Source organism: Brevibacillus porteri, from assembly GCF_003013475.1.
GTDB lineage: Bacteria > Bacillota > Bacilli > Brevibacillales > Brevibacillaceae > Brevibacillus > Brevibacillus porteri.
On sequence record NZ_PXZO01000060.1, the window covers coordinates 1 to 22,298 of the forward strand.

Annotated in this window: 25 protein-coding genes and 1 pseudogene; 13 read left to right on the forward strand and 13 right to left on the reverse strand. The window is 41.0% G+C overall.

The annotated features are described in order from the left end of the window. Nucleotides 1–70: 70 nt before the first annotated feature. Nucleotides 71–280 (forward strand): annotated as a pseudogene (locus C7R92_RS33450) (hypothetical protein); the annotation flags it as partial. Here C7R92_RS33450 and C7R92_RS26825 read toward each other — a convergent pair. Together C7R92_RS26825 and C7R92_RS26830 are read right to left on the reverse strand one after the other, a co-directional pair. Next, nucleotides 241–1,359: a glycosyl hydrolase family 18 protein gene (locus tag C7R92_RS26825; protein ID WP_244195835.1), complete on the reverse strand. Its 1,119-nt coding sequence runs from the start codon at nt 1,357–1,359 to the stop codon at nt 241–243. The pseudogene C7R92_RS33450 and the gene C7R92_RS26825 sit on opposite strands and share 40 nt — an antisense overlap. A gap of 124 nt (nt 1,360–1,483) precedes the next feature. Further along, nucleotides 1,484–2,374 carry a GNAT family N-acetyltransferase gene (locus C7R92_RS26830; RefSeq protein ID WP_106836242.1) on the reverse strand — a complete coding sequence of 297 codons (891 nt, stop codon included), beginning with the start codon at nt 2,372–2,374 and terminating at the stop codon, nt 1,484–1,486. Between the two features lie 689 nt (nt 2,375–3,063). Here C7R92_RS26830 and C7R92_RS26835 point away from each other — a divergent pair. Together C7R92_RS26835 and C7R92_RS26840 are read left to right on the forward strand one after the other, a co-directional pair. Then, entirely contained in the window at nt 3,064–3,327 is a 264-nt protein-coding gene (locus C7R92_RS26835) for a CD3324 family protein (RefSeq protein ID WP_017249173.1), read from the forward strand. A gap of 156 nt (nt 3,328–3,483) precedes the next feature. Next, nucleotides 3,484–4,122, forward strand: a complete 639-nt coding sequence (locus C7R92_RS26840; RefSeq protein WP_106836243.1) for a FusB/FusC family EF-G-binding protein — start codon at nt 3,484–3,486, stop codon at nt 4,120–4,122. A gap of 63 nt (nt 4,123–4,185) precedes the next feature. Here C7R92_RS26840 and C7R92_RS26845 read toward each other — a convergent pair whose 3' ends face one another. The 4 genes from C7R92_RS26845 to C7R92_RS26860 form a co-directional block, all read right to left on the reverse strand. Beyond that, a complete protein-coding gene (locus tag C7R92_RS26845) occupies nt 4,186–4,701 on the reverse strand; it encodes an SRPBCC domain-containing protein (RefSeq protein ID WP_106836244.1) in 516 nt (171 codons plus the stop codon). A gap of 31 nt (nt 4,702–4,732) precedes the next feature. After that, nucleotides 4,733–5,077 (reverse strand): ArsR/SmtB family transcription factor, encoded by a 345-nt coding sequence (locus C7R92_RS26850; RefSeq protein ID WP_017249176.1) that lies wholly within the window; start codon nt 5,075–5,077, stop codon nt 4,733–4,735. A gap of 173 nt (nt 5,078–5,250) precedes the next feature. Continuing rightward, entirely contained in the window at nt 5,251–6,216 is a 966-nt protein-coding gene (locus C7R92_RS26855) for an SDR family NAD(P)-dependent oxidoreductase (RefSeq protein ID WP_208636239.1), read from the reverse strand. Nucleotides 6,217–6,326: 110 nt separating this feature from the next. Further along, entirely contained in the window at nt 6,327–6,833 is a 507-nt protein-coding gene (locus C7R92_RS26860; RefSeq protein WP_106836246.1) for a TetR/AcrR family transcriptional regulator, read from the reverse strand. A gap of 145 nt (nt 6,834–6,978) precedes the next feature. Between C7R92_RS26860 and C7R92_RS31915 the strand changes: the two genes are divergently transcribed. From C7R92_RS31915 to C7R92_RS26865, 3 genes are all read left to right on the forward strand, one after another. Continuing rightward, nucleotides 6,979–7,290 (forward strand): hypothetical protein, encoded by a 312-nt coding sequence (locus C7R92_RS31915; RefSeq protein WP_146147632.1) that lies wholly within the window; start codon nt 6,979–6,981, stop codon nt 7,288–7,290. 535 nt (nt 7,291–7,825) lie between these two features. Then, the gene (locus C7R92_RS32090) at nt 7,826–7,963 is read left to right on the forward strand and encodes a hypothetical protein (RefSeq protein ID WP_158265767.1); all 138 of its coding nucleotides are present in this window, start codon (nt 7,826–7,828) and stop codon (nt 7,961–7,963) included. A gap of 212 nt (nt 7,964–8,175) precedes the next feature. Continuing rightward, nucleotides 8,176–8,544 (forward strand): hypothetical protein, encoded by a 369-nt coding sequence (locus tag C7R92_RS26865; protein ID WP_106836247.1) that lies wholly within the window; start codon nt 8,176–8,178, stop codon nt 8,542–8,544. Nucleotides 8,545–9,019: 475 nt separating this feature from the next. Here C7R92_RS26865 and C7R92_RS33455 read toward each other — a convergent pair whose 3' ends face one another. Continuing rightward, nucleotides 9,020–9,241: a hypothetical protein gene (locus tag C7R92_RS33455; RefSeq protein ID WP_069844716.1), complete on the reverse strand. Its 222-nt coding sequence runs from the start codon at nt 9,239–9,241 to the stop codon at nt 9,020–9,022. Between the two features lie 221 nt (nt 9,242–9,462). Then, a complete protein-coding gene (locus C7R92_RS26880) occupies nt 9,463–9,945 on the reverse strand; it encodes a GNAT family N-acetyltransferase (protein WP_069844715.1) in 483 nt (160 codons plus the stop codon). A gap of 988 nt (nt 9,946–10,933) precedes the next feature. Between C7R92_RS26880 and C7R92_RS26885 the strand changes: the two genes are divergently transcribed. Both C7R92_RS26885 and C7R92_RS26895 read left to right on the forward strand, forming a co-directional pair. Further along, nucleotides 10,934–11,338, forward strand: a complete 405-nt coding sequence (locus tag C7R92_RS26885) for a hypothetical protein (protein WP_106836249.1) — start codon at nt 10,934–10,936, stop codon at nt 11,336–11,338. Between the two features lie 997 nt (nt 11,339–12,335). Continuing rightward, nucleotides 12,336–12,854: a hypothetical protein gene (locus C7R92_RS26895; RefSeq protein WP_106836251.1), complete on the forward strand. Its 519-nt coding sequence runs from the start codon at nt 12,336–12,338 to the stop codon at nt 12,852–12,854. A 350-nt stretch (nt 12,855–13,204) separates the two neighbouring features. On the opposite strand, the gene C7R92_RS26900 is transcribed toward C7R92_RS26895, so the two are convergent. Next, nucleotides 13,205–14,152: an ABC transporter substrate-binding protein gene (locus C7R92_RS26900; RefSeq protein ID WP_106836252.1), complete on the reverse strand. Its 948-nt coding sequence runs from the start codon at nt 14,150–14,152 to the stop codon at nt 13,205–13,207. Between the two features lie 369 nt (nt 14,153–14,521). On the opposite strand from C7R92_RS26900, the gene C7R92_RS26905 reads away from it, so the two are divergent. Further along, nucleotides 14,522–15,148: a flavin reductase family protein gene (locus C7R92_RS26905; RefSeq protein ID WP_244195836.1), complete on the forward strand. Its 627-nt coding sequence runs from the start codon at nt 14,522–14,524 to the stop codon at nt 15,146–15,148. Nucleotides 15,149–15,581: 433 nt separating this feature from the next. Here the strand turns inward: C7R92_RS26905 and C7R92_RS26910 are convergent, their stop codons facing one another. Then, nucleotides 15,582–15,959: a PH domain-containing protein gene (locus tag C7R92_RS26910; protein WP_069845458.1), complete on the reverse strand. Its 378-nt coding sequence runs from the start codon at nt 15,957–15,959 to the stop codon at nt 15,582–15,584. A gap of 1,855 nt (nt 15,960–17,814) precedes the next feature. Continuing rightward, a complete protein-coding gene (locus C7R92_RS33460; RefSeq protein WP_412679002.1) occupies nt 17,815–18,003 on the reverse strand; it encodes a DNA methyltransferase in 189 nt (62 codons plus the stop codon). Nucleotides 18,004–18,664: 661 nt separating this feature from the next. On the opposite strand from C7R92_RS33460, the gene C7R92_RS26925 reads away from it, so the two are divergent. Continuing rightward, nucleotides 18,665–18,964, forward strand: coding sequence for a hypothetical protein (locus C7R92_RS26925; protein WP_017249195.1), 300 nt, complete (start codon nt 18,665–18,667; stop codon nt 18,962–18,964). Between the two features lie 327 nt (nt 18,965–19,291). Next, complete coding sequence (locus C7R92_RS26930) at nt 19,292–19,720, forward strand: NucA/NucB deoxyribonuclease domain-containing protein (RefSeq protein ID WP_069844708.1); 429 nt, start codon at nt 19,292–19,294, stop codon at nt 19,718–19,720. A 68-nt stretch (nt 19,721–19,788) separates the two neighbouring features. Here the strand turns inward: C7R92_RS26930 and C7R92_RS26935 are convergent, their stop codons facing one another. After that, entirely contained in the window at nt 19,789–19,986 is a 198-nt protein-coding gene (locus C7R92_RS26935; RefSeq protein WP_106836254.1) for an SOS response-associated peptidase family protein, read from the reverse strand. Between C7R92_RS26935 and C7R92_RS32995 the strand changes: the two genes are divergently transcribed. Both C7R92_RS32995 and C7R92_RS33200 read left to right on the forward strand, forming a co-directional pair. Continuing rightward, on the forward strand, nt 19,896–21,560 hold the full coding sequence (locus C7R92_RS32995) for a tyrosine-type recombinase/integrase (protein WP_106836255.1): 1,665 nt from the start codon (nt 19,896–19,898) through the stop codon (nt 21,558–21,560). The genes C7R92_RS26935 and C7R92_RS32995 overlap by 91 nt on opposite strands. 101 nt (nt 21,561–21,661) lie before the next feature. Continuing rightward, nucleotides 21,662–21,796: a hypothetical protein gene (locus C7R92_RS33200; RefSeq protein ID WP_255654154.1), complete on the forward strand. Its 135-nt coding sequence runs from the start codon at nt 21,662–21,664 to the stop codon at nt 21,794–21,796. Nucleotides 21,797–21,883: 87 nt separating this feature from the next. Here the strand turns inward: C7R92_RS33200 and arsC are convergent, their stop codons facing one another. Next, a complete protein-coding gene (gene arsC, locus C7R92_RS26945) occupies nt 21,884–22,288 on the reverse strand; it encodes an arsenate reductase (thioredoxin) (protein ID WP_015891621.1) in 405 nt (134 codons plus the stop codon). Nucleotides 22,289–22,298: the final 10 nt, after the last annotated feature.

Consider the following 22,298-nt stretch of genomic DNA (forward strand, 5'->3'; position numbering starts at 1 on the left):
TTCTAAGGGGTGCATTTCAATAAAAAATACGGGATTTTTATAAATTAGTTTATCTTGTTTTAAGCTTCACCTAGATGACGGAGCCCACCTTTATATATGTGGGGATGGAAGTCGAATGGCTACGGATGTAGAAAATACTCTTTGTCACGCCTATCAAAAAATACATGGAGTCAGTGAACAAGAGGCAAGAAATTGGTTCATCATTTTTCTCCTTGTTTTATTCGACGTAAGTAAATGGATTTATTTTAGACCAGAAGAGATCGCTTCCCAGAATTTTTGATCTTCCATACCGATCGCATATGTCAATACACCAGCTAACTCATATGTTTGCGTATAATGCGTCTTATTTTTTATACTTGTTTCGTCTTCATACCATACGACATGCTTACATCCATCAAAATCCGTGTAATAGAAATACATTGAACCAGAAACCTCATCCCTAACTGGTGTTGCTCCAGTCGTGGCAATTAGTTCCGAAATATTTTTCCACTCTACTAGGGAATTACTTTTATTTGTAGGATCAGATAAGTTCCAATCATTTCCGTATTCTGGAATACCCATGATTACCTTTTCGGAAGGAATATAATCAATTGAGAATTGGAGAGAAGATTCTATCCACGGAGCAGCACTTGCTACAGAACCTGGATCACTCCATACCCCATGCTCATCATAAGTCATCACCTGTATATAATCAGCAGCATTTTCTAGTGCCTCATAATCGTATGCTCCAGTCCAGTCATCTGAAGGATCGTCTGTGGATTTTGCTGGAACGGAGACCATCGTTAGAAGGTTGTTGGCTTTCATCGTTTTCGAAACCTCTTTAACGAACGCAGTCAATGCCGTACGGTCCTTTGGCAAAACAGCTTCGAAGTCAATGTTAATGCCTTTGTACTTATTTTTTTTCACAAGAGACAGCATATTTTTTATGAGGGTGTTTTTCGCTTTGGAATTACTGAGCACTTGATGTGCAATGTTACTATCCCACCCTTTTGCTCCATAATTGGATACCAGAGCGTATGGTAACACGTTTACCGAATTTGCATAGGAGACAGCTTGCTTTGGTACATTTCCTACAATATTACCGTTACTATCTGTATTCAGTGTATCAGTAGAAATTTGATTCATGTATGTATGGAATTGGCGAAATTCTATTGTAGAATCACCAGTATAATATCCAAGAATAATTTTAGAGTCAGCATACGATTTCGCAGCAGGAACGAAGAACAGACAAGCTAGCGTGGTTGTGATTAAAAAAACCATTTTACCTTTCTGACATTCATGTAAATAGCCTCCTTTGAGTCTTAGAGGTATTCTACCTAATCTTTCAAGAACATTGTCCAACAAAAAAACAGTTATCACAACACCTCTCTTGTAATAACTGTTTTTTGTTTGAACTCATGCGCGTCGGTATAGTCTTCTACCCCTACTGCACCCTAGTCGCTCCAGGCTTTTCTCTTGAATCTGAATATCGTGCGTAGACCTTTTATGCGTGTGAAGTTAGCGGAAAACGAAAATGTTCTGTCTCCATTTTGAACGAGGGACGAACAAATAAGACATCGTCCGTCGTTGTCATCAAAGCAGATTGGATCTTCTCATTCTCACTATCCGGCATAAAGTGAAAATGAATGATCGTTGTCTCAGCCGACATCAAATGAGAAACGACTGCTTCTATATCAACTGGTTTTTTACTTACCAAATCAAATACATGCAGTTGGTCATCTTCTCGTTCAAATAATACGATCACATCCTCCTCTTCGACATAATAGATCGCATCCCGAAAAGCGAGGAGAAAATAAAACATCAACAGATGCTCACTATCCTTGACGCCCAATCGCGATGATACGGGGATTCGCTTGGCGGCAAATTCCTTCATGACGAGATAATCAGCCTCGCTATCAACATCTAGTTTGCGCAAGACCGATTTTTGTTCTACTTGTTTTTTCAAATCAGATACCAATAAGCAAAAACTACTTTCCTGTACTCTCTCAAATCCAAATTTCGGATAAAAATCGAGCACGGTATCATTGGCATACAAAAAAATAGAATCATATTCCTTCTCATATGTTTCAAGAATATGGTTCATTAATTTCGCTGCCAATCCTTGGTTGCGATAGGCAGGATGCGTCATGACTGTTCCAATCTGAAGTACCTTATAGTCTTTATCATTGGATGTCACGATCATCTTACTTACGGAAGCGTTGGCAATAACCTGATCCCCATCCAGATAGGAATAGCAGACATAGTTATCATTCCAAAAGCCCTTGTTATACCATTCTTTAAAATTGAGCTGAAAGACCAGCATAGCGAGGTCATTAAAGCTTTCCTTGTATGTTTCGATATGCTTGTAGTCACTAATCAATCGATATTCACCCATGTAAAAACCTCCCATTGTGTTGTTTGTGCTGTTTGTAATCATTCATTCCTTTTCAGCAATCCCTTCTTTCCAATAAAAAAGACCACAAGAAGAATTCTCTTCTCATGGTCAAATTTATCGTTGTGATAAACATACCTATCCCAAATAGAATAGATATCATGCACAAACGTGAAATTTGTTTGAATGAGATATAATGCCTTCTAATCGCTTTTGAAGAAAGGTACAAAAAATAAACCAAGGGCGCGCCCTTCATTTGACCTTTTCCCCTATAAAATTCGTTAGAATTTTACTTAGCGATTATCAGTTTCATCATATTCAATCAAAACCTCTTTTCACGTTAGGTACTTTTACTATATTTGACTTTCAATAATTTGTAAATGATCGATCCTTTTCTTTCTCCTCGTTGCGAAGTATCATTATACAAAAAAGTCATTTTCTTATATAATTACAAATACTCCCTTTGCTTACACAAAGGGAAAACCGGACCTCGAGGGGGGTGTACCAATGGCGAATGCTCTCAATTTGCCACATACCGCAGCGGCTCATGCAAAGCCTAGAAATAGTGAGGCGATACTTTGCATGAGGTGGTCTCTCGTTTAATCGAATCATCGCCTTCATTTGCGTATCTCATTTCCTATTTCTTGGCTTTGCCCCTTATTTGCCTATCTATAAATAAGGAGCGAGCAGAAATGAAATGTGTGAAAGCAAATTTAATCCTTCCTGAATCGTTACTCGCAGAAATTCAAAAGTACGTGCAAGGAGAAACCATTTATATTCCGAAGACAAAAGTAACCCATCAAAAATGGGGGACGCGCACTGGCGGGAGAAAACTCCTGGATGAGCGGAATACGGCTATTAAAAGCAGCTTTCAGGCCGGGACGGCTATTTCGCAGTTAGCGGAAGAATACTTTTTGTCTACAGAGACGATTAAAAAAATCGTGTATACCAGATAGACGTTTATAAAGCACTGACGACCTTTCCATTCAGGTTGTCAGTGTTTTTTTATGGCGAGTTTTTTTACGAAATGTCTTCTCCCTTTCTCCTCTCTTGCAAACACACTAAAGTAAAGAAGAACCCACTTACAAGACAGAAACAGGAGGAACCTCAATATGGAACCTTTTATCCATACGCATCAGTATCACTTCATTAAATCACGCGTTCAAGCAATCATGAACGCCTATGCAACCAGTACAGATGTCAACGTGATTCGTGCTCGCAAAGAAATCGCCCATGAAGAAATCTTTCAGTTGTTCCCGAACATGACGGAAGAACAAAAAGAAGTTTTGCATCCGATTGACTCGATTAAAGAAAAGGCAGAAGGAAAGCAGTTTTTGCATCAGCTTTCACCGTATGTGATTCCATTCCCTGCTCCCACAGAGTCTTCCATTAAGAAGCTCTTTCCAAAAGTAAAGAAGCTAAAAGTCTCGAATTTAGCTGCGATCGATTTTTCAGAAATCTCTTATGTAAGCTGGCTAGACACTGCCACGGAAAAGAAATATATTGTCGCTTACCACGAAGGAAAACTGATTGGCATTCACGGACAGTTCACAAACGTAAACAAAAAAGGCGTTTGTGCACTCTGTAATCGCTTTGAGGAAATCGGCATGTTCGTCCTTGAAGCCAAAGGCTCTGGGGATGGAACGTATTTGAAAAAAGGAAACTACATTTGCCAAGACAGTGCGACGTGCAATCAAAATATTATTTCGCTGGATAAGTTAAACGATTTTATCTCGCTGATGGTGAAATAAATCTGCAACGAAAATGAAACAGCCGCCGGGTCTCCATGCCAGGCGGCCTTTCCTATATGTCCCTTACTTGATCTCGTTTAGACTCTCTTCCAAACGATCCCACGTTTGGGTGATGCCCTCTAGCATGCCCATGTCCATGACAGTTTTGAGGGCTTCCGCAGATACATATTCGGAACGGCTGACCAGCTTCGTCTTGCCACCCATATCGATGAATTCCATCATAACCTCTGTCGAAGGCATGGTATCATTTGTGTTGCCTTCTGCATCTGAAAAGTAATCGGTATAGATGATTTTCTCGGACTCAACAATTTCCTTATAAACGCCTTTGCCCCAAGATTCCATGCCGTAAAAATCACCTTGATTCTTATCGACGCATTTCATGCAGTAATGCCAAACACCGCCTGGTCGGAAATCGACATTACAAACCGGGAGTTCCCAGCCTTTCGGTCCCCACCAACGCTTGAGATGCTCAGGCTCCTTAAACATCTTGAACACGAGATCTCTGGGCGCGTCGAATACACGCTCCAGTACCAGCACCCGCTCATTCTCTACCCGTGAAACCATTGCGTTTCTTGACATAGCAATTCCTCCTCATTCATTTGAATGGATCTCAAGTATTTTCCTTGTTTTGCAGTTCCCGCAAATAGTCTTCCAGATTATCGAATCTTTCTTCCATAACACGCTGGAATGACTTCACCCAAGAATCCAGCGCTTGGAAGGGCTCTGGCCTGAGTTTGTAAATGCGGCGGTTGGCTTCGGCCTTCATATCCACGATCCCGTTGTCACTAAGCACCTTCAAATGCTTCGAGGCTTGGGGCTGGCGAAGCCCCAGTTGTTCGGCGATTTCCCCTACAGTTAGAGGACCGTCGCGCAAAAGTTCGACGATTTTTATACGATTCGGTTCAGCTAAAGCACTTAGCGTCGCCATGTCCATGCCTGGATTCATCCCTGACATGTCACTCACCTCGTTACATGATGGATTCTACGTTCATCTCATCCCCTACAGCATTATTGTGATCATCTTGTTAGGCAAAATATACACCAAGGAGAATATTCCTGTAAAGGAATATTTACAGGAATTGCGGCAGGTTATTTATTAGTGATTAATCAATAACTAACAGCTATCATTTATTTCATGGAAGTACGATTCTGCAAATGCTGGATCGTTGCCGTTATACCCTCCTCGAACTTCGTCGCTGGGATTGGTCCAATAAGCCGTTTATATTTTTCTCCGCTAAGGATCAACGGTTTTTCTGTTAAGTACAGCATCTCAACAACCTCCTTCATCACTGGGACAAACATACCCAACAACGACAACCCAATTTTCCCAAGAGGAATGACAGGTTTCACGGTGCCGCTTGCTTTTTGAGCGATTCGGACGATGTCTCGACCGGAAATGATACCTCCACCTGGAATGTGCCAGTTTTGCCCATAAGCAAACTCTCGGCTGGCCAACTCTACAATCATCTTTGCCGCATCCGGTAAATAAACAAACTCGCGCGGAACATGCATATTTCCAATGAAAAGTCCCGGTTTTCCAGCCGCAATTGCCTCAAGCGTGGAACCCAAATACGATGCTTGATTAGCAGTAGGTCCGTAATAATCCGGTAATCTGACAATCATCGTTCGCACATGATTCCAGCGGCTGCTAAACAGCATCTGTTCAAATGCCAACCTGATTTTCCCTTTCTTCGTATGCGGTTGCTTTGGATGCTCCTCCGTCACTGGTTCCATCTGCTTTTTCCCGTATGGATAAATGCCATCTACCGCAACAACCTTCAAACCTCTCATGTTGGCGGCTTCCATGATCGCTTCGCCAAGTGGGATCAGCTTATTTACCATCTCGTGATAAGGAACGTTTGCACAATGGAATAGTACATCCGCTCCCTCCGATGCTGCTACGATGTCTTGGGACCGGAATGCATCCCCGACGGCCAGTGACAAATGTGCTGGATTACCCAACTCTGACGCCATTTGTGCTAGCTTTTGTCGAGAACGCCCAAAAGCAATCGTTTCAATCCCTCGCTCGATGAGCTCCGCCAAAATTGCTGCTCCCGTTCCGCCTGTTGCCCCGACTACAATTGCTTTTTTCATTCGGATCATCTCCACTCGTTTTATTTGTGATTGATCAATCACTAACCAATTTGAACTATAACGTTTTAGTTAGTGATTAGTCAATAACTAATTGTCGCAATTTTTCCCCTCTACACCTCCATCAATTCTGGCATGTCTAAAGCTGCTGAAATATTACACAGCATTCCTCTTGCCAGGAAAATAAGCGTTCTCTCTTCCGGACTCGCGATGCCCGCTTCACGAAAAGCTGTTAGGACGATCTGTCGAACCTCCCGAAATCCTTCGCGCATTGCCTCTCGAATCGAAGGCTCTTGAATCGTCTGGGACTGCATTTGAAGAAGTATTTCATTTTGATGGGAAGCCAAGATCTTTTCATATGCCTTGATTAAATCTGTTTCCAATTGCTGTTTGGATGCGGACTCCACAACGAGACGGAAAGAGTTAATGATCCGCTCCCACGACGCCTCCAAGGCTGCTTGTAACAAAGCTTCCTTCGATGAAAAAAACTTGAAAATATACGGTTGAGAAATCTTTGCACGCTCTGCAACTTGCGCTGTCGTTGCCCGGAAATATCCGATTTCAGCAAAAACTTCAATGGCTGCAGAAATGATTTCCGTTTTACGATTGACTGACGTCATTGCAAGATCGCCTCCCTTTTAGTGATTCATCAATAATACCTGATTATACGTCAGTTTGTGTTGGGTTTCAAATGACGTGTATTACGGATTCTCGACAAAATCTCCTAAAGCAAAATTAACAAACATTAGATAAAGTCGTATATACTTGAATTTTTATCGATCTATCATGCTGGCAGTAAGCTCTGTTGTCACGATACCAAGTTTAGCCACAACCGCCCTAGGAGCTACTCTCCCTTTACAGGAGAAGCCGATCACCTTCGCAGCAAACACTCCCCAGAAAGACTGGAAAGGGAAAGAACCTTCTTCAAAATCAATAGGTGCTAAGCACGAAACCACTAAAATCAAAAACGCTGCATTTGGTGAACAAATTTGGGTGATGCTGGCCTCTCCTATTCCACCTGGCTGGATCATGGTTCAATCAACAGGGACAAGAAACCTGATCAGGTATATTGGCTAAACAAGTAGAATAAGTTGTCAAAACAACAAGCTGACGTCGAAACTCCATCGACATCAGCTTGTTTCTTTTAGCTACTTTCTTACTTCAATTTCTATCGCGATTTTTGGAAGGAATATTGTATTTGGTCGCAGACACGGGGTCTATGTTATCAGTCAGCATTCAACAAATTCCGCTCCCTGTTATCAAAATTCGTAGTACAGATTTTTATTTTCTGAATTTTTTGCGTTTAATATGTTAACTAGAGTGCGAGTGTGTTATTATTAGATTGTAAGTTATATTTTTCCAATTCAGGAGGTGAATAACAATGTTGAAGAAATTACTTCAAAAAATAGGTGCTAACTCAATCCGCCCATGCCCTCGTGAGTGCATACCAGCAGGAAAACATTGCATGTGTCCCGCGTAATGTTAGATAGTACTTAAAAAGGCCGTCCCTACAGCTATGTGCATGGCATAGGGATGGTCTTTTTCCGTCTACCTATCATCCTAATTTCGTTCGTCTTTTATTGCGGAAGACTCTATAAGAGGGGGAAAATTTATGAAAAAATTTGCTCTGTTTGGTATTGCTGCTGCTTTATTTCTTTCGCTATCATTTCCTGGAGTAAGCAGCGCAAAAGAACAACGTGTACCATGTGAAGCTGACGGGTATTGCGGATGGCCGACCTATAGCGTCTAACACCAAATGAAAGAGTAAGGTAAAAGAAACCATGTGAATTCTACATCGTTTATTTTAATCAAACATCATGCACCGACTGTTTAACTATCGGTATGATGTTTTTCTTTTTTCATTCGTGTAAAAGAACTTGCTTCATTTGCATTTTCTATTGAATCGTTTTCTCTGTGTTCCTCGTCTTTATAAACAAACGCATTTAGCAGGGAGAAGAAAGCATGAAAAGTCTTTTGAAAATGATGATTGGTTTGGTCTTTGCTTTTTGGTTCTTTATTCTTTGGGCCTGTAAATCGCTTCTTTCAAACGATACTCCAATTACCATCTCGACCTGGGACACGATCCTTTTCTCTTTCAGTTATCTCGTTTCTACCGTTGTAGCTCTTATCTATGTCAGGTTCACGCCTAACGGAAAAATACATATCTTTTTGTCTATTCCTACACTTTTGTGGGGTCTTTCTACTGCTCAAGTTTTTACCCATCAGTATCACCCCTATGATACGCTGATGAGTGTTATTGGCTTACTAGGTTCTGGAGCGATCATGTTCTTTTCGATTTTGATGCAGCGTAAATCTCCGAATTTTACATAGAGCACATACTCCACTACTACATCCATGTTTGGCTGAGGTTGTGTGGAAATCACATCAGATTATTTCCAAGTCCTTCGAACCTGCTTGAAACTCTGACACCGTACACAATTTATAAATAAAATTCATGTTCTTATAATCACTTACCCACGATAAGATGGTAATACATGGAAATCAGATCTACCAAGGAGGTGAATGATCATACTGAAGAAGCTCCTGAAAAAGTTAGGTTCAAAATCTTCAATCGAGCCTTGCGGAGACTCATGCATTATTTATCATGGCAGATGCTTATGCCCTTGGTAGTGTTAGCTAAGTTCAAAGAAGACTGTCCCAAATGCCATGAATATGGCTATGGGATAGCCTTTTTTCGTCGTATATCCCCCCTGCTGATTTAACATTTTTGAGCTGTTGGACATGACAGGTAACTGTTTGTTACATGCCCAAATTTTCCACTTACTGTGATATCGCCCTTACATAGCTACTCAATTTGCATAGCTTGAGTTTGAGGTTCTTCCTCATACACTTGAAGGGGTGATATCGATGGGATTCTTTGACGACAATTTTGCTTTAGTTTTGGTTCTTTTCGTTTTATTAACAATTGTTGCTTGCAGCTGTGATGACTGCTAATTTCTGTCCAATGTTTTGGGCGGCTAAGCTGCCCTCTTTCTCCCTCTTTGCCATCATTGAGCTTTGAGCCCATCTTTTGTCCACTCCTCTCACGTTACGCTTTAGTAGAAGGAGTGTAGTATGTGGAGAGGTTAGATTTGGACACTCTGTTCTATCACCTACGATTTCACCAAAAGAGCCGCCCGGTTCTTTCCCCGAGCGGCTTAACGCCTTTCACGTTCGTACCTTAAAACCCAAAATTCTACAGCCTCATCACAATTTCTCTTATGTTACATGGCATGCTCTGTACGCTGCCTATCCAGGATTCTCCACTTCCATCGTCATCACGATAAAGGGGGTCCCATTGTTAACGAATGAAGCCGTTTCTTTAAATCTCGTTCTTGTATAAACTTTGATTGCTCTACTATTAAAGCTAGCAACACTTAACCGCAGATTTTTTGGTTCAAATTGCTGTTTGGCAAATTCGATTCCAGCCTTTAAAAACGAAAAGCCTATCCCCTTCCCTGTCAAATCTGGTTTCATTCCCAGCCCAATATCTAACACGTTCTCGCCCTTGTAAAGATTTTGCTTTCGACCTTCTGGGACTTGAGCATTGTGCCCAAAACAGAAGAAGCCCGTAAGCTGACCATGATTATCTCGAACTGCATAATAGGTACCATCTAATAGCTCCTGAAATGTTTCTGGACTATCTTCAAAATCATAAAAAGAATATTCCTGCGGATATTTCCAAGTTGCGACTTGCTGTGCATCTGTAATTGTCATCAAATGAAAGTTCATTTATTACCCCTCCATAAAACCTTTACACTCAGTTCGTTTTTCATAAAACGATCCCCTGCTTTCTCACAAGCAGTGTTACGTTACATCCACTTTAACCGCACTAGGTTCCCCGATAAACCATCCTTGACCAACCACTTGCCGCAGTTTGCGCATTGCAGTGTAATCCCTTTCATTTACTCACCTTCTTTACAAATCGAATGGTTTGTTAACGAAATCCAAATGTTGTAAAATAATAAAAAACTAAGTGGTGGTAATCCAATGAAAGTGTCGGTCGAACAGCTTTATATATCGCTACTGTCTCATTTTGCATTCAGCTCCTAATAGGAGTATTAAATTTTGTGTTATATGCAAACATTACTTTCAAATAAGCGAGTGTTATCAAAAAATTCTTACAAGTTACAAGTTACATATCTATCTAACTATTTTGATAAATCCGATCGGTTAATTGTTTATTTGGTTATCATTAGGTAAACCTTCCATGTGCTAGATACTCTTAATTCAATGAATATTGCTACTGAATTTTTCATTCGTATTCGATCCTTCAACCGTGATTCGACATGAATCTGAGAACTATATTGGACAAGTAATTGTTTGGGCGTCTAAACGTTTGAAATTTTTAATATCCATACAACGGAAAGATTACTTTGGAACTACATAGAGAAGGTCCCCGACCAACCCAATTTCGACAACATACTAATAACGTACTTTACTAATGAGGGTGTTTCGTAGGTGCCGCCAAACCTTCCTCTTATTGTTTTCACTACATCCACGAAATGAAAAAAACTCGCACCAACTGGCACAAGAGAAACGCCGCGCCTTTCGACATAGGAATTAGCTTCTTCAATGCCTTCTGGGTAGATACCCCAGTTACAAGATATTCCGTGTCATTGTGGTCAAGAGATATGAATGGGCAGCGTTCTGTTTATAATTACCTTTAGTTCGTGTATTTAGAATTTGATCAGAATTGATACGAAGGAGTGTACATGGTATGAAAAAACAGCTTCTCTCTATTTCGATGCTCGCTCTACTCCTCTCTGGCGCACCTGTAAATGCTTCCGCTTCTACCCATGCTCAAGTACAAGATGAAGCAGGCAGAGTCACCATGGAGCAACAAAAACAAGAAAAACAATTCACCAAATATTACTACCTTACACCTGGGCAGTTAAGTCCAAAAGAAGCGATTTATCTAAAGAAAGGGCAGGAGCTCCGTATTAGTCCAAGAGGCAGCTTTGCAAATTACACAGTGTATAATGCTCAAAATAAACAAATTTGGAGCGGTACGACAGGAATCATCATTAAGGCTGATGCAGACGGGTATCGCTACGTACAATTTCAAGCCCCCTATTCCTATGAGGATCAAAATGTCATCGTAGCTACTTATACGATTCAGTAAAACATGTATAGATTTTAGCCCGTCTTGATTGTGAAGACGGGCTTTATTACAATTTGCATCGCTTTTCTTCCCTACTCATTATGTCAATGTCAACCTACTACCGTGATGTTCCTGAATACTGATCTACATACATTTTCGATACATGGGGATATTTGGCCAATCAAAAGGATAATGGAGTTCGTACGCTATCTTAGATCGTCATCAGGAGGGGATACCACTTGAAAAAGAAAAAATCTAAGTCTAAGCGATTCAAGAAAGTGAATGGTCAATTGGTTGAATTTCTTCCAAGCTTTCAAGAATGTATGAACGAATGTAGACGTGTAAGTCCGCCTCATGAAGATTGTGAAACGTTATGTCTCCCGTATCTAGACTCAAGAAGAGTACGATTAGATGTTGAGTGTTACGATCGTTGCCGTCGCTGGAGATCTCACGGGATTTGTGATCACATTCGTCAGGTGCCCTATTGAGTATTAAGTTAGGCTCAAATTTATCTCCCCAAGGCTGTTCGGGCAGTAGATAGAGCGATTTTTTAATCAATACCAATGGTCCGTGAATAGGAAGTAACTGAAGCTGATTCACGATTTTTGAGCTACGACTTACTGGACGAAAAACTTTTACCAGTTCGTCCGACCGCCGCAACACTTCCTTTATTTTGGTGGGACTTCTTTAATCAACCTCAACAAAAAACACCTCAACGGTGGTTTCTGGCATGTTATATTCAACTACTTTTTTTTCGAATAAAAAATGGGAAATGATAAAACTATTCCCATTAGTAGCCTTTAATGCCCCTTGTCAGGGGCCTTTTGCTTATTACATCCGATTTACCTAAAAACCGATCATTCTTCACTCTCATCACAATCTCTCTTCTGTTACATGCCAGAAAAACATTTTATGGGATAGAAAAATGTAACTTTTCTGTAACGCTCTTCATATGTTGTTTGTTTATAATGACCTTGCAATCAACAATACACCTTGCACAAAGAGAGAGGAAATCAACATGAATTTCAAAAAAATCATCGTCGGCACCATACTGACATCCGTCATAGCGATCGGCATCACATTCGCTGTTAACTATGGCAACGTAGAACACTCTGCACAGCCTGTTGCGCAGGAAAGCGGAAAAACTGACCTTTATACGAACCCTCAAGCAAATTTCAGCTTTAAGCCGCCAACTTCTTGGAAGGGACATTACAAGGTGAACCAATATGCAGGTGTAGATGCAAACAAAATTCTGCCATCAGCCAAGCATGTAGTGCAATTCGATTATACGACGAAGGATGGAAAAGGTTCTGAAACGCTGCTGATGATCTCCGTTTTTACAAAAACGGATTGGACTCGCCTCACTAGCGAAGAAGGCCCGCCTGTAGGGACATCCATTGCAGAATCAACTGACATGGTGTATGTCTATACAACTCCACAATCCAATCCATTTGATTCCCAATCTGAAGACGGCAAGCTGTTTGACCAACTGTATGGTGATTTGAAATTAAATGAATCCTTTGCACTTCTAAAATAAGACTGTTCATATTTGTTGTACTCTGAAATGACATACACTTACTTTTGCGGTAGATACATAGATAATCGTTACAGATTGCACCCTTCGTGGTGCTTTTTCTTTTCCTGTCTTTTCATTTAGATGACGTGGCTGGAACTGCTCGAATGCTTCCACTATAGCCGTGAGATGTATGTCCATTGATTCCCCGCTGATGATTCCAGCTTTTTCATGTGTTCCGTGGTTCTAAAAGCAATGAAGCTGGGAAAAACATCTCGTTTCTCTCCAGCTTCGACTTCTTTATTGGTTTCGATTAGCTTTTAGGAAGGTGACTAGGAGAATGGGCAACCCCATCTTTTGTGTCGATCGCATGATTATTGCTTTTTCAGCAACATGCTATCAATCTCGTCTAAGAGCATTTCCTTTCCAATTGGGCCAAAGGCTTTGATGTTGAACGTTTCATTGGTTACTTCATAAAGATGGCCTTGTTGAACTGCCTTGTTGCTTTTCCATACTGGGCTTTTTTTCAGTTCTGCGTAAACATCATCCGCTTTTCCGCCGAAATTGACGAGGAACATATGATCTGGCTGAAACTTCGTCAGTCCTTCCAGTTCGATCATTTCCATTGTTTTATCGGCAGGTGTTCCGGCTGCTGGCTTCAGTCCGAGATCAGTGAACAGGATATCTGCATAACCATAGTTTCCGTACACGCGGAACAATTTAGGCGTTACGGCCAGGAACATAAAGGTCTGGTCGCCGTACGCTTGCTTGAGTTGCTCTCGCATCCCCTTCGTCTTCTCGTCGTAGCTAGCCAGCCATTTGTTCACGTCCTCTTCTTGTCCAAACAGGCGACCGATTTCTTTAAACTTATCACGCCATTTGTCCATGTCTGTCTCCAGAACAACAGTCGGCGCAATTTTGGATAGTTGCTCGTACATCTTTTGCTGGCGGTTATTCATAATAATCAGGTCTGGCTTTGTTTCTACCACAGCTTCCAAATTGATAGAGTCATCCCACATCCAGCCAACCGGTTTTACATCTGTCAGCTTATCAGCTACGTGGGACATGATTTTCGTCTTGTATGTATTGGCCGTAGCAACCGGCTTGTGTCCCAAAATTAAAAGCTCCTCTGCTGCTCCCGATACGTCTGCAATCCGCTTTGGTTCCGCTGGGATCGTCACTTCCCCCATCAGATGCTTGACTACGCGTGTCTCAGACTTTTTGGGTGCTTCCGAAGCCGTTTGGCTGCTTCCGCACCCGGCCGACACGGCAGTGACTACTGCAACCAAGCAGGCCAGTACGATTCGTGTTCCTTTTTTCATACGCTCATTTCTCCTTGTCACGTGATGTTTGGTGTGAAATTTACCTGATAATGATTATCATTATAAGTGACAGAGAAGATAATCACATATTTGAGCGTGTATGTCAATGATTTTTATATTTTTTGTGTATATAAAAAAAGAGCATGCCCCATGTTGCAGATAGGGGAACTAGACGTTGTGCTTGATGTACCTTCCTGATTCAATGTTCTAGATCACCCAAGCTATTGATTACTCCCTCCCCTTCTCACAAGTAATAGTGTGTAAAGTTCTATCGAAATGAAACAGCAAAATAACGAAAAGAATCATGATTATAATTTGAGATAGGTCTCTTATTTGAGACGATGGAATCATAGTGGAGGGAACGCGACTATGCACAGGGTAGTTGAACCAAAAATTCTTTACTTTGGGACGCCAGTTGTACTTATCAGCACATTAAATGAGGACAATTCTGTTAACCTTGCCCCTATGTCTTCTGCATGGTGGCTGAATCAATCATGCATGCTTGGCATGAGTAGCTCATCTCAGACCGTTACCAATTTGTTGCGCGAGCGCGAATGTGTTTTGAATCTTCCTTCGTCTGATCTTGCTCATGCGGTGGACCGTCTAGCTCTACTTACTGGGCGAAATCCTGTCCCGGAGCGCAAGGCTAATGTAGGATACCGATTTGAACCGGATAAATTCGGAATGGCTAAGTTCACCCCCCAAGTTTCGGACCTGATTCGGCCTCCACGCGTTGCGGAATGCCCGGTTCAATTAGAGGCAGTGGTAGAACAAGTCCATCATTTTGAACTGCCCAGCTCTTTAAAAACTATTAAAGTAAAGATAATACGTGTTCATGTTGATGAACAAATCCTAATGACTGGCGAGAAGAACTACAATTGGGGTGCTATTGAGCACCCTACCTGTTCAAGCAGCATCGGAGAAATAAACATGTGGTTACCTCGATACAAAAAAATCCCCAATTGCTTTAAGCAAATTGGGGTACACAAGAAGTAATACGTGAATAAAAAAGTAGTCATCAATATAGTAGGTTATCAGCTCAATATTTACTACAAGTATATATAGGTATGCATACCTTCTCTTGCCACAAAAAAATAGCGCAGACTCATCTGCACAGATTAAGTCGTACGCCTTATCCCCAAGAGAATCTACACTAGATTTCATATTACATTACTTTTATCGGTTTGATTGGGTAGCTATTTCATGTATAAATATCGCTAAATCGTTCGTAATATTTCCTTACTCGTAGATAACCTTCATAATGTCCATGAATGGTATTTTCCGTATTGTTCCGTTTTCATCTATAAAACAAGAACGCTCGTTTGCATTTTATAAGAACATGTCATGATTTTAGGATGGAATCAAGCTAATAAGCAATTGGACGGAAGTAATAACTACGATTTGAAGGAAGGCTTTTTATCAAGCGAGACTAATCCAAAATGTACTCGGCCAACACGCTCTGTATCTGGTAAATATTCAAGTTCTTGTTAAATTGTTTTTGGATCGGTACTGCACTTCCAGAAACCCAAATTTTTAATTCCGCATCCAAATCAAAATTTCCAGCTGTCTCAATGCTAAAATGACTAATACTTTTGTAAGGAATGGAATGGTACTCTATCTTTCTACCAGTAATGCCTTGCTTATCAACCAGTATTAACCGCTTGTTAGTGAAGATGAACATATCACGTATTAATTTATACGCCTTTTCTATGCTCTCATTGTTCGCTAAGATTTGAGCATACTCTTTTTGAACATCTGCAATGTTAACTTCCGAAGCGTTACCCATTAGACCGTCTAACAAGCCCACATTAATGTCCCCCAATTCGAATGTTTGATAGTTCATATTCTCCAAATCGTTCAAATCTCCTACTGAAGCGGTTACTATTACATCAAGGCGGCAGTGATTGCATTGAAATTCAAGATACAGAAACGAAGCCTAAAAAAAATTTCCACTTGCTGATGGAGTTTTTTGGGTAAATCACATCGCTGCCGCCCGCATTTCTTTTTCAAGATTTTGTGATTTGGAGATCGTGTTTCTGTTCAGTGCTAGAAACATTGCTTACATCACGAAAGACTGGTCAAAGTTGGACTGTACATGGTCCCTACTGCGTGGCGCAAGATATTTGGCATTTTGAAGGTCGAGGACCCGAGTATTTAGTATGTAATCTCTTGACCCTACTCTCAATCTCTTGAGTCTTCTTGTCCAAAAAGAAATCCTTTTCTTCATATAGGGTAGCTGTCATCACCCGCAAATAATTGTAATAAACTGTAAAATACAAAAACTTCGTATCCTTAGTTTATTAAAGGAGTGATGAATATTTGAAAGTGTATACTGAGTACGCTCACGTTAGACCATCTACCACTTTACAGAGAGGGATGTTTATCCCAAGTGGACAATTCCTTGGCACTGTAGACTTTTCAGGCGTTTCGACAGGACCTAATCTTCATGTTGGACGCTATGCTCGCGGTGATGCTGCCACTTGGTATAATAGGCCAATTTGTGATTGGTCTATAGAAGGGGTCCGTCCTATCCGTCGTTTGGGTCGTATTCGTCCTTAGCGTCCTGGACTTGACTTGTGTTTCGTACAACTCAACTCACATGAGGGGCGGAATACTGTTAGATAAGGATTGTCAAAGCATCCTTCAAAATGGTAATAATAGTAGGATTGAAAGGGAAATTATCTTGCCTTCCGCCGCACTCCTTGCCTCGTTTGGCTTAGTCATGGCAGGACTGCGGAACGTCTTTTTGTAAGGAAAACTGTGTGACATGTCGGATTTGCTCCCCTGTTGGGGAGCTTTTTACTTGCTGCACTAGAAGCTATATACTTCATTGCTTGGATAATCGAACAGATCATTACTTACTTTGGCTAGTTTTTCACCATGGGCTGGGAGTCAATCTTGTTGTTTCCCAGCCTATTCAAACGTAAAGCTTCGACAACAATCTTTTTGACTTCTCTCAATCTGCGATTCCAGAAATGACAGTTTCGTTTGTGCGCTCATCTTCGCTTTCCCTTATAGTTGGGCACGCATAGTATAATTTATTCGGTGAAGTAATTATCCGGATCTTCCACAATAGGGTTATTTTAATAGAAAGCGGTTGATACGATGATTTATTGCTATCAATTAATCCGAAAGTAGCAAAGGATAAACGAAAAGTCTTTCTAGCTTGTCTATACCTTTTAGTAGGTGATGCAGTCGGAATAGGAAAAGATAGAACCCACCTTGAGGAAGTCCGACTTTTTGTAGAGCAAGCATCATCCAATCGAAATTATTACATCCAACAATGGGTTTCTCGGTCATTTCAACTCATTCAAAACCCTGAGCTTTCCGATTACAAAAAATGGTGTGATGGGATTGATATCTTTTCTTTCTGGGAAGATTAAGTTTTTCTTTATTCCCGAAATGTTGTGTTGAATAGTCTGTATAAGCCTGGACTATCGTGTAAAATTAACTCAATCGTTCTTAACATTTTGTAACTTTTTTACTCCCCCCTCGTCTTATCACCGGGGGTGTTTGTTGTGAAGAAGATAATGATTATCTTATCGCTGATTTTTGGACTACTACTGTTACTCGGGATAGGAATTTTAACCGTACTATTTTTCAAAGTTGAGAGCGTACTGATTATCGATAAGATTGGCTGATTTCATTCGCTACACATCGTGTTAGGTACCGAACTCGAAAATGTTCATCTTGACCGTTTCACGCTTGTTTCGTTCGTACACTATCAGAATGTAAGATGTTCCCATCTCGATCAAGACGTATTTTTGGCCTAACTTCTTGGATACAACCCCTGTCGTTCTTGAGCCCCTGAAAAAATCAAAATTGCCCACCAAATAAAAACCCACTCGCACATACAGGCAAAGGGGTTTCGCCTATTAATAAGCAGTCATGTATTGCTCGCGCTCCCAATCTTGAACTCGTGTGCAGAACATGTTCTAGGCTTTCAATCGGTTTTATACTCCCTAGAAATCGTATAAAATCAACAGTTTTAGCTACTGTTATTTCAAATGACTTCAAATCATTTCATCATTTTGTGGGTCCGTTTGTAGGTTACATGTAGAAATGCCCAATATAATGCTGCTTAGAGCACCTTCAATTTTGAAGGGCTCTTGTTTTCTTTTTAAAAGCTGAAACGGTACATGATTGCACAAGGTAAACATTTCATTTACACCTCTGATTACTTGGACGGTTATTACTAGAACTACCCGTCTCCTCAAAACAGGAACGGGTCATCTATTACTTGAATTCTCTAAGACACTTCCTGATTACACCTTCAATTTGTAATTTATTCCTTTTAATGTTTTGCTCAATTTATGGAACTGTATTATTATATTTGAAGCATTCGATGGTCAAGAATGGATCGTATTAGATACACAAACGAATCAGACAGACTGGGCAACAAATTTCAAAAGAGATTACACATTTAACAATGACAACTTCTATAGGCAATACCGTATTAATATAACATCGAACAATGGATTTTCTTCATTTACAGTTATTGAAGAATTAGAAATGATGGAGAAAATAGGCACACCGACGAATCCCGATCCTAATCCAGAACCTGAACCAGAGCCAACTGGAGATAACGCACTTCTTGTTATTAAAATGATCAGTGGTCTCGAGAAGGAATTTGAGCTAACCGCATCCGAAGTACAGGACTTCATCGACTGGTACAATGGCCGTGCAGATGGACGTGGCAAAGAAACATATATGTTCGATAAGGACTTTAACAAGGGGCCATTTACTTCTAGAAAAGATTATGTAGCATTCAGCAAGGTTCAATCGTTTGAAGTTATGGAATATACCAAATAACACGACGAGACGAGGTACCTCCTATATTAACAGGCAGGTGCCTCGTATTTTTCATAGATTCCGATTCTCTTCGATACGATCTGGGTCGTCATTCTTTGGACTTCCGACGCACTCCTCTTTCACTTTAGACCTAAAAACATGGAACTTACTGATATCAATGTACTTGTGGGGAAATATCGCGTTTCATATGAGGGGATAACTCGGGTAACCATAACACTTCCCGCTCCTGATAATGGCTTACAATAGGTTATAGGCAATCATACCCCTTCGCCAAATTCTGGGCGGTGTTTTTATTTGAAAAAGAACTTATATTTGGAGGACAAAAGCATGACACAGAGAAAAATACTGATGTTGATTGTGGTGCTGCTGATCGGCGCTGCCTATCTCTTTGGACTTGTGCCAATAGAGAACAAAACAGTCAGCAATGGGAATGTAGACCATACGATAGTTTTTCCGTCTGATCGATACCCAGAGACAGCAAAGCATATCAAAGATGCGGTTGCTTCCGGGAAGTCAGCTGTATGCACAATTGACCGAGATGGAGCCAATAAAAATCGCGAAGAATCGCTCAAGGGTATTCCTACAAAAAAGGGGTATGATCGGGATGAATGGCCGATGGCAATGTGTGCAGAGGGTGGCACTGGGGCAGATATCAAATACATAAAGCCATCAGATAATCGCGGCGCTGGATCTTGGATATCCAACCAATTAGAGGATTTTCCAGACGGGACAAAGGTTGAAATCGTGGTCAAATAAAGTCTCTGTTTCGTGTACCCGCAAAATCCGGATATGAATAAACATTTCGCAATAATGAACCCGTCTCCTTAACACAGGGACGGGTTCGCTATTTCTTGAATACATTCTGGCAAATCGTTTTTCGGGCTACCAACCATTGTTGATACAGGGTATGCACGCATCATAAACGAGTCATATGGTACTAGCAATGATTGGAGCAAGTCAGAATCAAACTTCTCACGATCTAACCATATTCCCTCGTCTTCCTGTCTCAGTATTACAGGCATCCGGCCTTTTCAAATATCTCCATCTCAAACATCCTCATCGTCTGTTAAGCAGGATATCTGAAAAAGATATAACAGAATTTGAAAATGCCATTGAGGATTTTAATCAACACGATGAAAAAGACCTTCTGTATCCTAATAACCTGTTTGAACAATCTATAAAGGAGTACAAATCAGCTTTATTTAGACTACGAGTTGTCTTATATCACCTCGGCCAAATTACCAGTGAACCCAAAAGGGTTTATAAATATACTAGGCAAACTCTTATTCCAAAACCATTTGAAGATCTATTAAATAGGTATATCTATGTACGAAGAATTCAAGGAGCTCGCCCCGCAACACTTGGCAAAATTAGCTCTAATATCCGTTCACTTGTACATTGGCTCGTTAATACTTTCCCAGAAATAACCTCGTTCAGAATGGTGACTCGTGATCATATCCTTGCGTATGCCCAGATGTTGAATGATACCTTATCTCCTCAGACACATCGTCCTTATTCATTGGAATCAAAACTGACTCGGCTTTCAACCATCTCTACCTTCTTTCAGGATATGGCATCTTGGGGATGGGAAGATGTCCCTTTGAGACCCTTGTTAGGCCCTCGGGATTTGCCGAAACGTCCGATCCGAATACCCCGTTACATTCCCGAAGATGAATTAAATCGGCTTATGGACCAGATTCGATTGCTTCTCTGTCCGTATCAGCGTACTGCGCTATTAATCGCTCGTTGGTCTGGAGCAAGACGTGGAGAGATAAGAAATCTGGAGCTAGATTGCCTTGATTCGTACCCCGATGGTACACCTAGACTCAGAATACCAGTTGGCAAAGGTCGAAGTGAGCGAATCATCCCTCTAAACGAAGAAGCTGCGGAAGCCATTCGTGATTTGCAAAGTCAAGTAGGTAGTGTACGAGGTTTTACGGATAACCAAACCGGCAAAGTTGCTAAACGATTATTTGTAAGACGAGGTCTGCGCCTTTCGGCAGCATACCTTTTTGAGACGTCTCTTGGAATAGCTTGCAGGGGTGCTGGACTAACCGACGATGAAGGTAATCCAACTGTCAACGCGCATCGATTTAGGCATACAGTAGCTACTCAACTTGCAGAGCGAGGGGCTAAAATCCATACTATTATGCGGGTCCTTGGTCATACCAGTGTGGAAATGACAATGGTATATGCTCAAATTAGCGATCGGACAGTACTTGAAGATTATCAAAAGGTTCTTGGCCCTGGGGCTACCATTGCGGGGCCGCTTGCAACCGCATTACGTTCGGGGACAGTAAGAAATGAAGAAATTGACTGGATTAAGAAGAATTTTTTCAAAACAGAATTGGAGCTTGGGCACTGTTTACGCCTTCCACAAGAAGGCCCATGTGAATGTGATCTTTACTTATCATGTGCGAAATTCGTAACAACAAAAGATTATGCGCCACGTTTGCGTGATAGAAGAAAACGGGAGATCGAACTAATAGCTGAAGCGAAAGAAAATGGATGGGAACGAGAAGTTGAACGACACATGTGTACAGTACAGCGTATTGACAATTTGTTGCTCGAACTTGATGAACCTGTTGAAGATTAGCTTTTTAGTCCACTATTATACAATATCGATGCATATCGCTGTTGAAAGAGCATACAGAGAGGCATAAACTAAGAATATCTTGTTGCAAGGAAGTGATTATCATGGAAAATTCATATAATAACCCTACAGCTAATAACTCTGAGGACACTATGAAAGAAGCGATTGTTGTAGGTGAATCATACCACTTCTGGTTGGATGCAGAGGAAGATGTATATGATCAAAAGTACAGAAAATAAGAGTCGGTGTGTAGAGAAAGTCCCCTTTCGTCAAAAAGGGGACTTTTTCTCGGACATTAGATGGATACAGCTCGCTTGCGGAAAAATTTACTCCCCTGTTTCCGCAAATTTCTTTATACGGGCACCGATCTCGTCACGAACTCGTTGAAACTCAGGCCATTCTTTTCCCGCAGGATCGTCAAATCCCCAATGGACACGGTTTACATGAGTAGGAGTGGTTGGACAAACGGAATCGGCATGGCTGCATAGTGTCACGATCAGATCAGCCTTGTTTAAAATATCAGAGTCGATGACATCTGATGTTTGATCGGAAATGTCTATGCCAACTTCTTTCATCGCTCGAACGGCATTTGGATTCACACCATGGGCTTCAATCCCAGCAGAAAAAACATTCCAGGCGTTACCTAAGTATTTTTTTCCCCATGCTTCCGCCATTTGGCTTCGGCAAGAATTTCCTGTACATAAAAAGTAAATCGTTTTTTTGTTTTCCATGATGTACACA

Bases quoted from the DNA above. Each gene is read 5' to 3' on its own strand.
- C7R92_RS26830 (WP_106836242.1), bottom strand. From the start codon at position 2,374: ATGGGTGAATATCGATTGATTAGTGACTACAAGCATATCGAAACATAC.
- C7R92_RS26835 (WP_017249173.1), top strand. From the start codon at position 3,064: ATGAAATGTGTGAAAGCAAATTTAATCCTTCCTGAATCGTTACTCGCA.
- C7R92_RS26840 (WP_106836243.1), top strand. From the start codon at position 3,484: ATGGAACCTTTTATCCATACGCATCAGTATCACTTCATTAAATCACGC.
- C7R92_RS26845 (WP_106836244.1), bottom strand. From the start codon at position 4,701: ATGTCAAGAAACGCAATGGTTTCACGGGTAGAGAATGAGCGGGTGCTG.
- C7R92_RS26850 (WP_017249176.1), bottom strand. From the start codon at position 5,077: ATGTCAGGGATGAATCCAGGCATGGACATGGCGACGCTAAGTGCTTTA.
- C7R92_RS26855 (WP_208636239.1), bottom strand. From the start codon at position 6,216: ATGAAAAAAGCAATTGTAGTCGGGGCAACAGGCGGAACGGGAGCAGCA.
- C7R92_RS26860 (WP_106836246.1), bottom strand. From the start codon at position 6,833: ATGACGTCAGTCAATCGTAAAACGGAAATCATTTCTGCAGCCATTGAA.
- C7R92_RS32090 (WP_158265767.1), top strand. From the start codon at position 7,826: ATGAAAAAATTTGCTCTGTTTGGTATTGCTGCTGCTTTATTTCTTTCG.
- C7R92_RS26865 (WP_106836247.1), top strand. From the start codon at position 8,176: ATGAAAAGTCTTTTGAAAATGATGATTGGTTTGGTCTTTGCTTTTTGG.
- C7R92_RS33455 (WP_069844716.1), bottom strand. From the start codon at position 9,241: ATGGGCTCAAAGCTCAATGATGGCAAAGAGGGAGAAAGAGGGCAGCTT.
- C7R92_RS26880 (WP_069844715.1), bottom strand. From the start codon at position 9,945: ATGAACTTTCATTTGATGACAATTACAGATGCACAGCAAGTCGCAACT.
- C7R92_RS26885 (WP_106836249.1), top strand. From the start codon at position 10,934: ATGAAAAAACAGCTTCTCTCTATTTCGATGCTCGCTCTACTCCTCTCT.
- C7R92_RS26895 (WP_106836251.1), top strand. From the start codon at position 12,336: ATGAATTTCAAAAAAATCATCGTCGGCACCATACTGACATCCGTCATA.
- C7R92_RS26900 (WP_106836252.1), bottom strand. From the start codon at position 14,152: ATGAAAAAAGGAACACGAATCGTACTGGCCTGCTTGGTTGCAGTAGTC.
- C7R92_RS26905 (WP_244195836.1), top strand. From the start codon at position 14,522: ATGCACAGGGTAGTTGAACCAAAAATTCTTTACTTTGGGACGCCAGTT.
- C7R92_RS26925 (WP_017249195.1), top strand. From the start codon at position 18,665: ATGATGGAGAAAATAGGCACACCGACGAATCCCGATCCTAATCCAGAA.
- C7R92_RS26930 (WP_069844708.1), top strand. From the start codon at position 19,292: ATGACACAGAGAAAAATACTGATGTTGATTGTGGTGCTGCTGATCGGC.
- C7R92_RS32995 (WP_106836255.1), top strand. From the start codon at position 19,896: ATGGTACTAGCAATGATTGGAGCAAGTCAGAATCAAACTTCTCACGAT.
- C7R92_RS26935 (WP_106836254.1), bottom strand. From the start codon at position 19,986: ATGCCTGTAATACTGAGACAGGAAGACGAGGGAATATGGTTAGATCGT.
- C7R92_RS33200 (WP_255654154.1), top strand. From the start codon at position 21,662: ATGGAAAATTCATATAATAACCCTACAGCTAATAACTCTGAGGACACT.
- arsC (WP_015891621.1), bottom strand. From the start codon at position 22,288: ATGGAAAACAAAAAAACGATTTACTTTTTATGTACAGGAAATTCTTGC.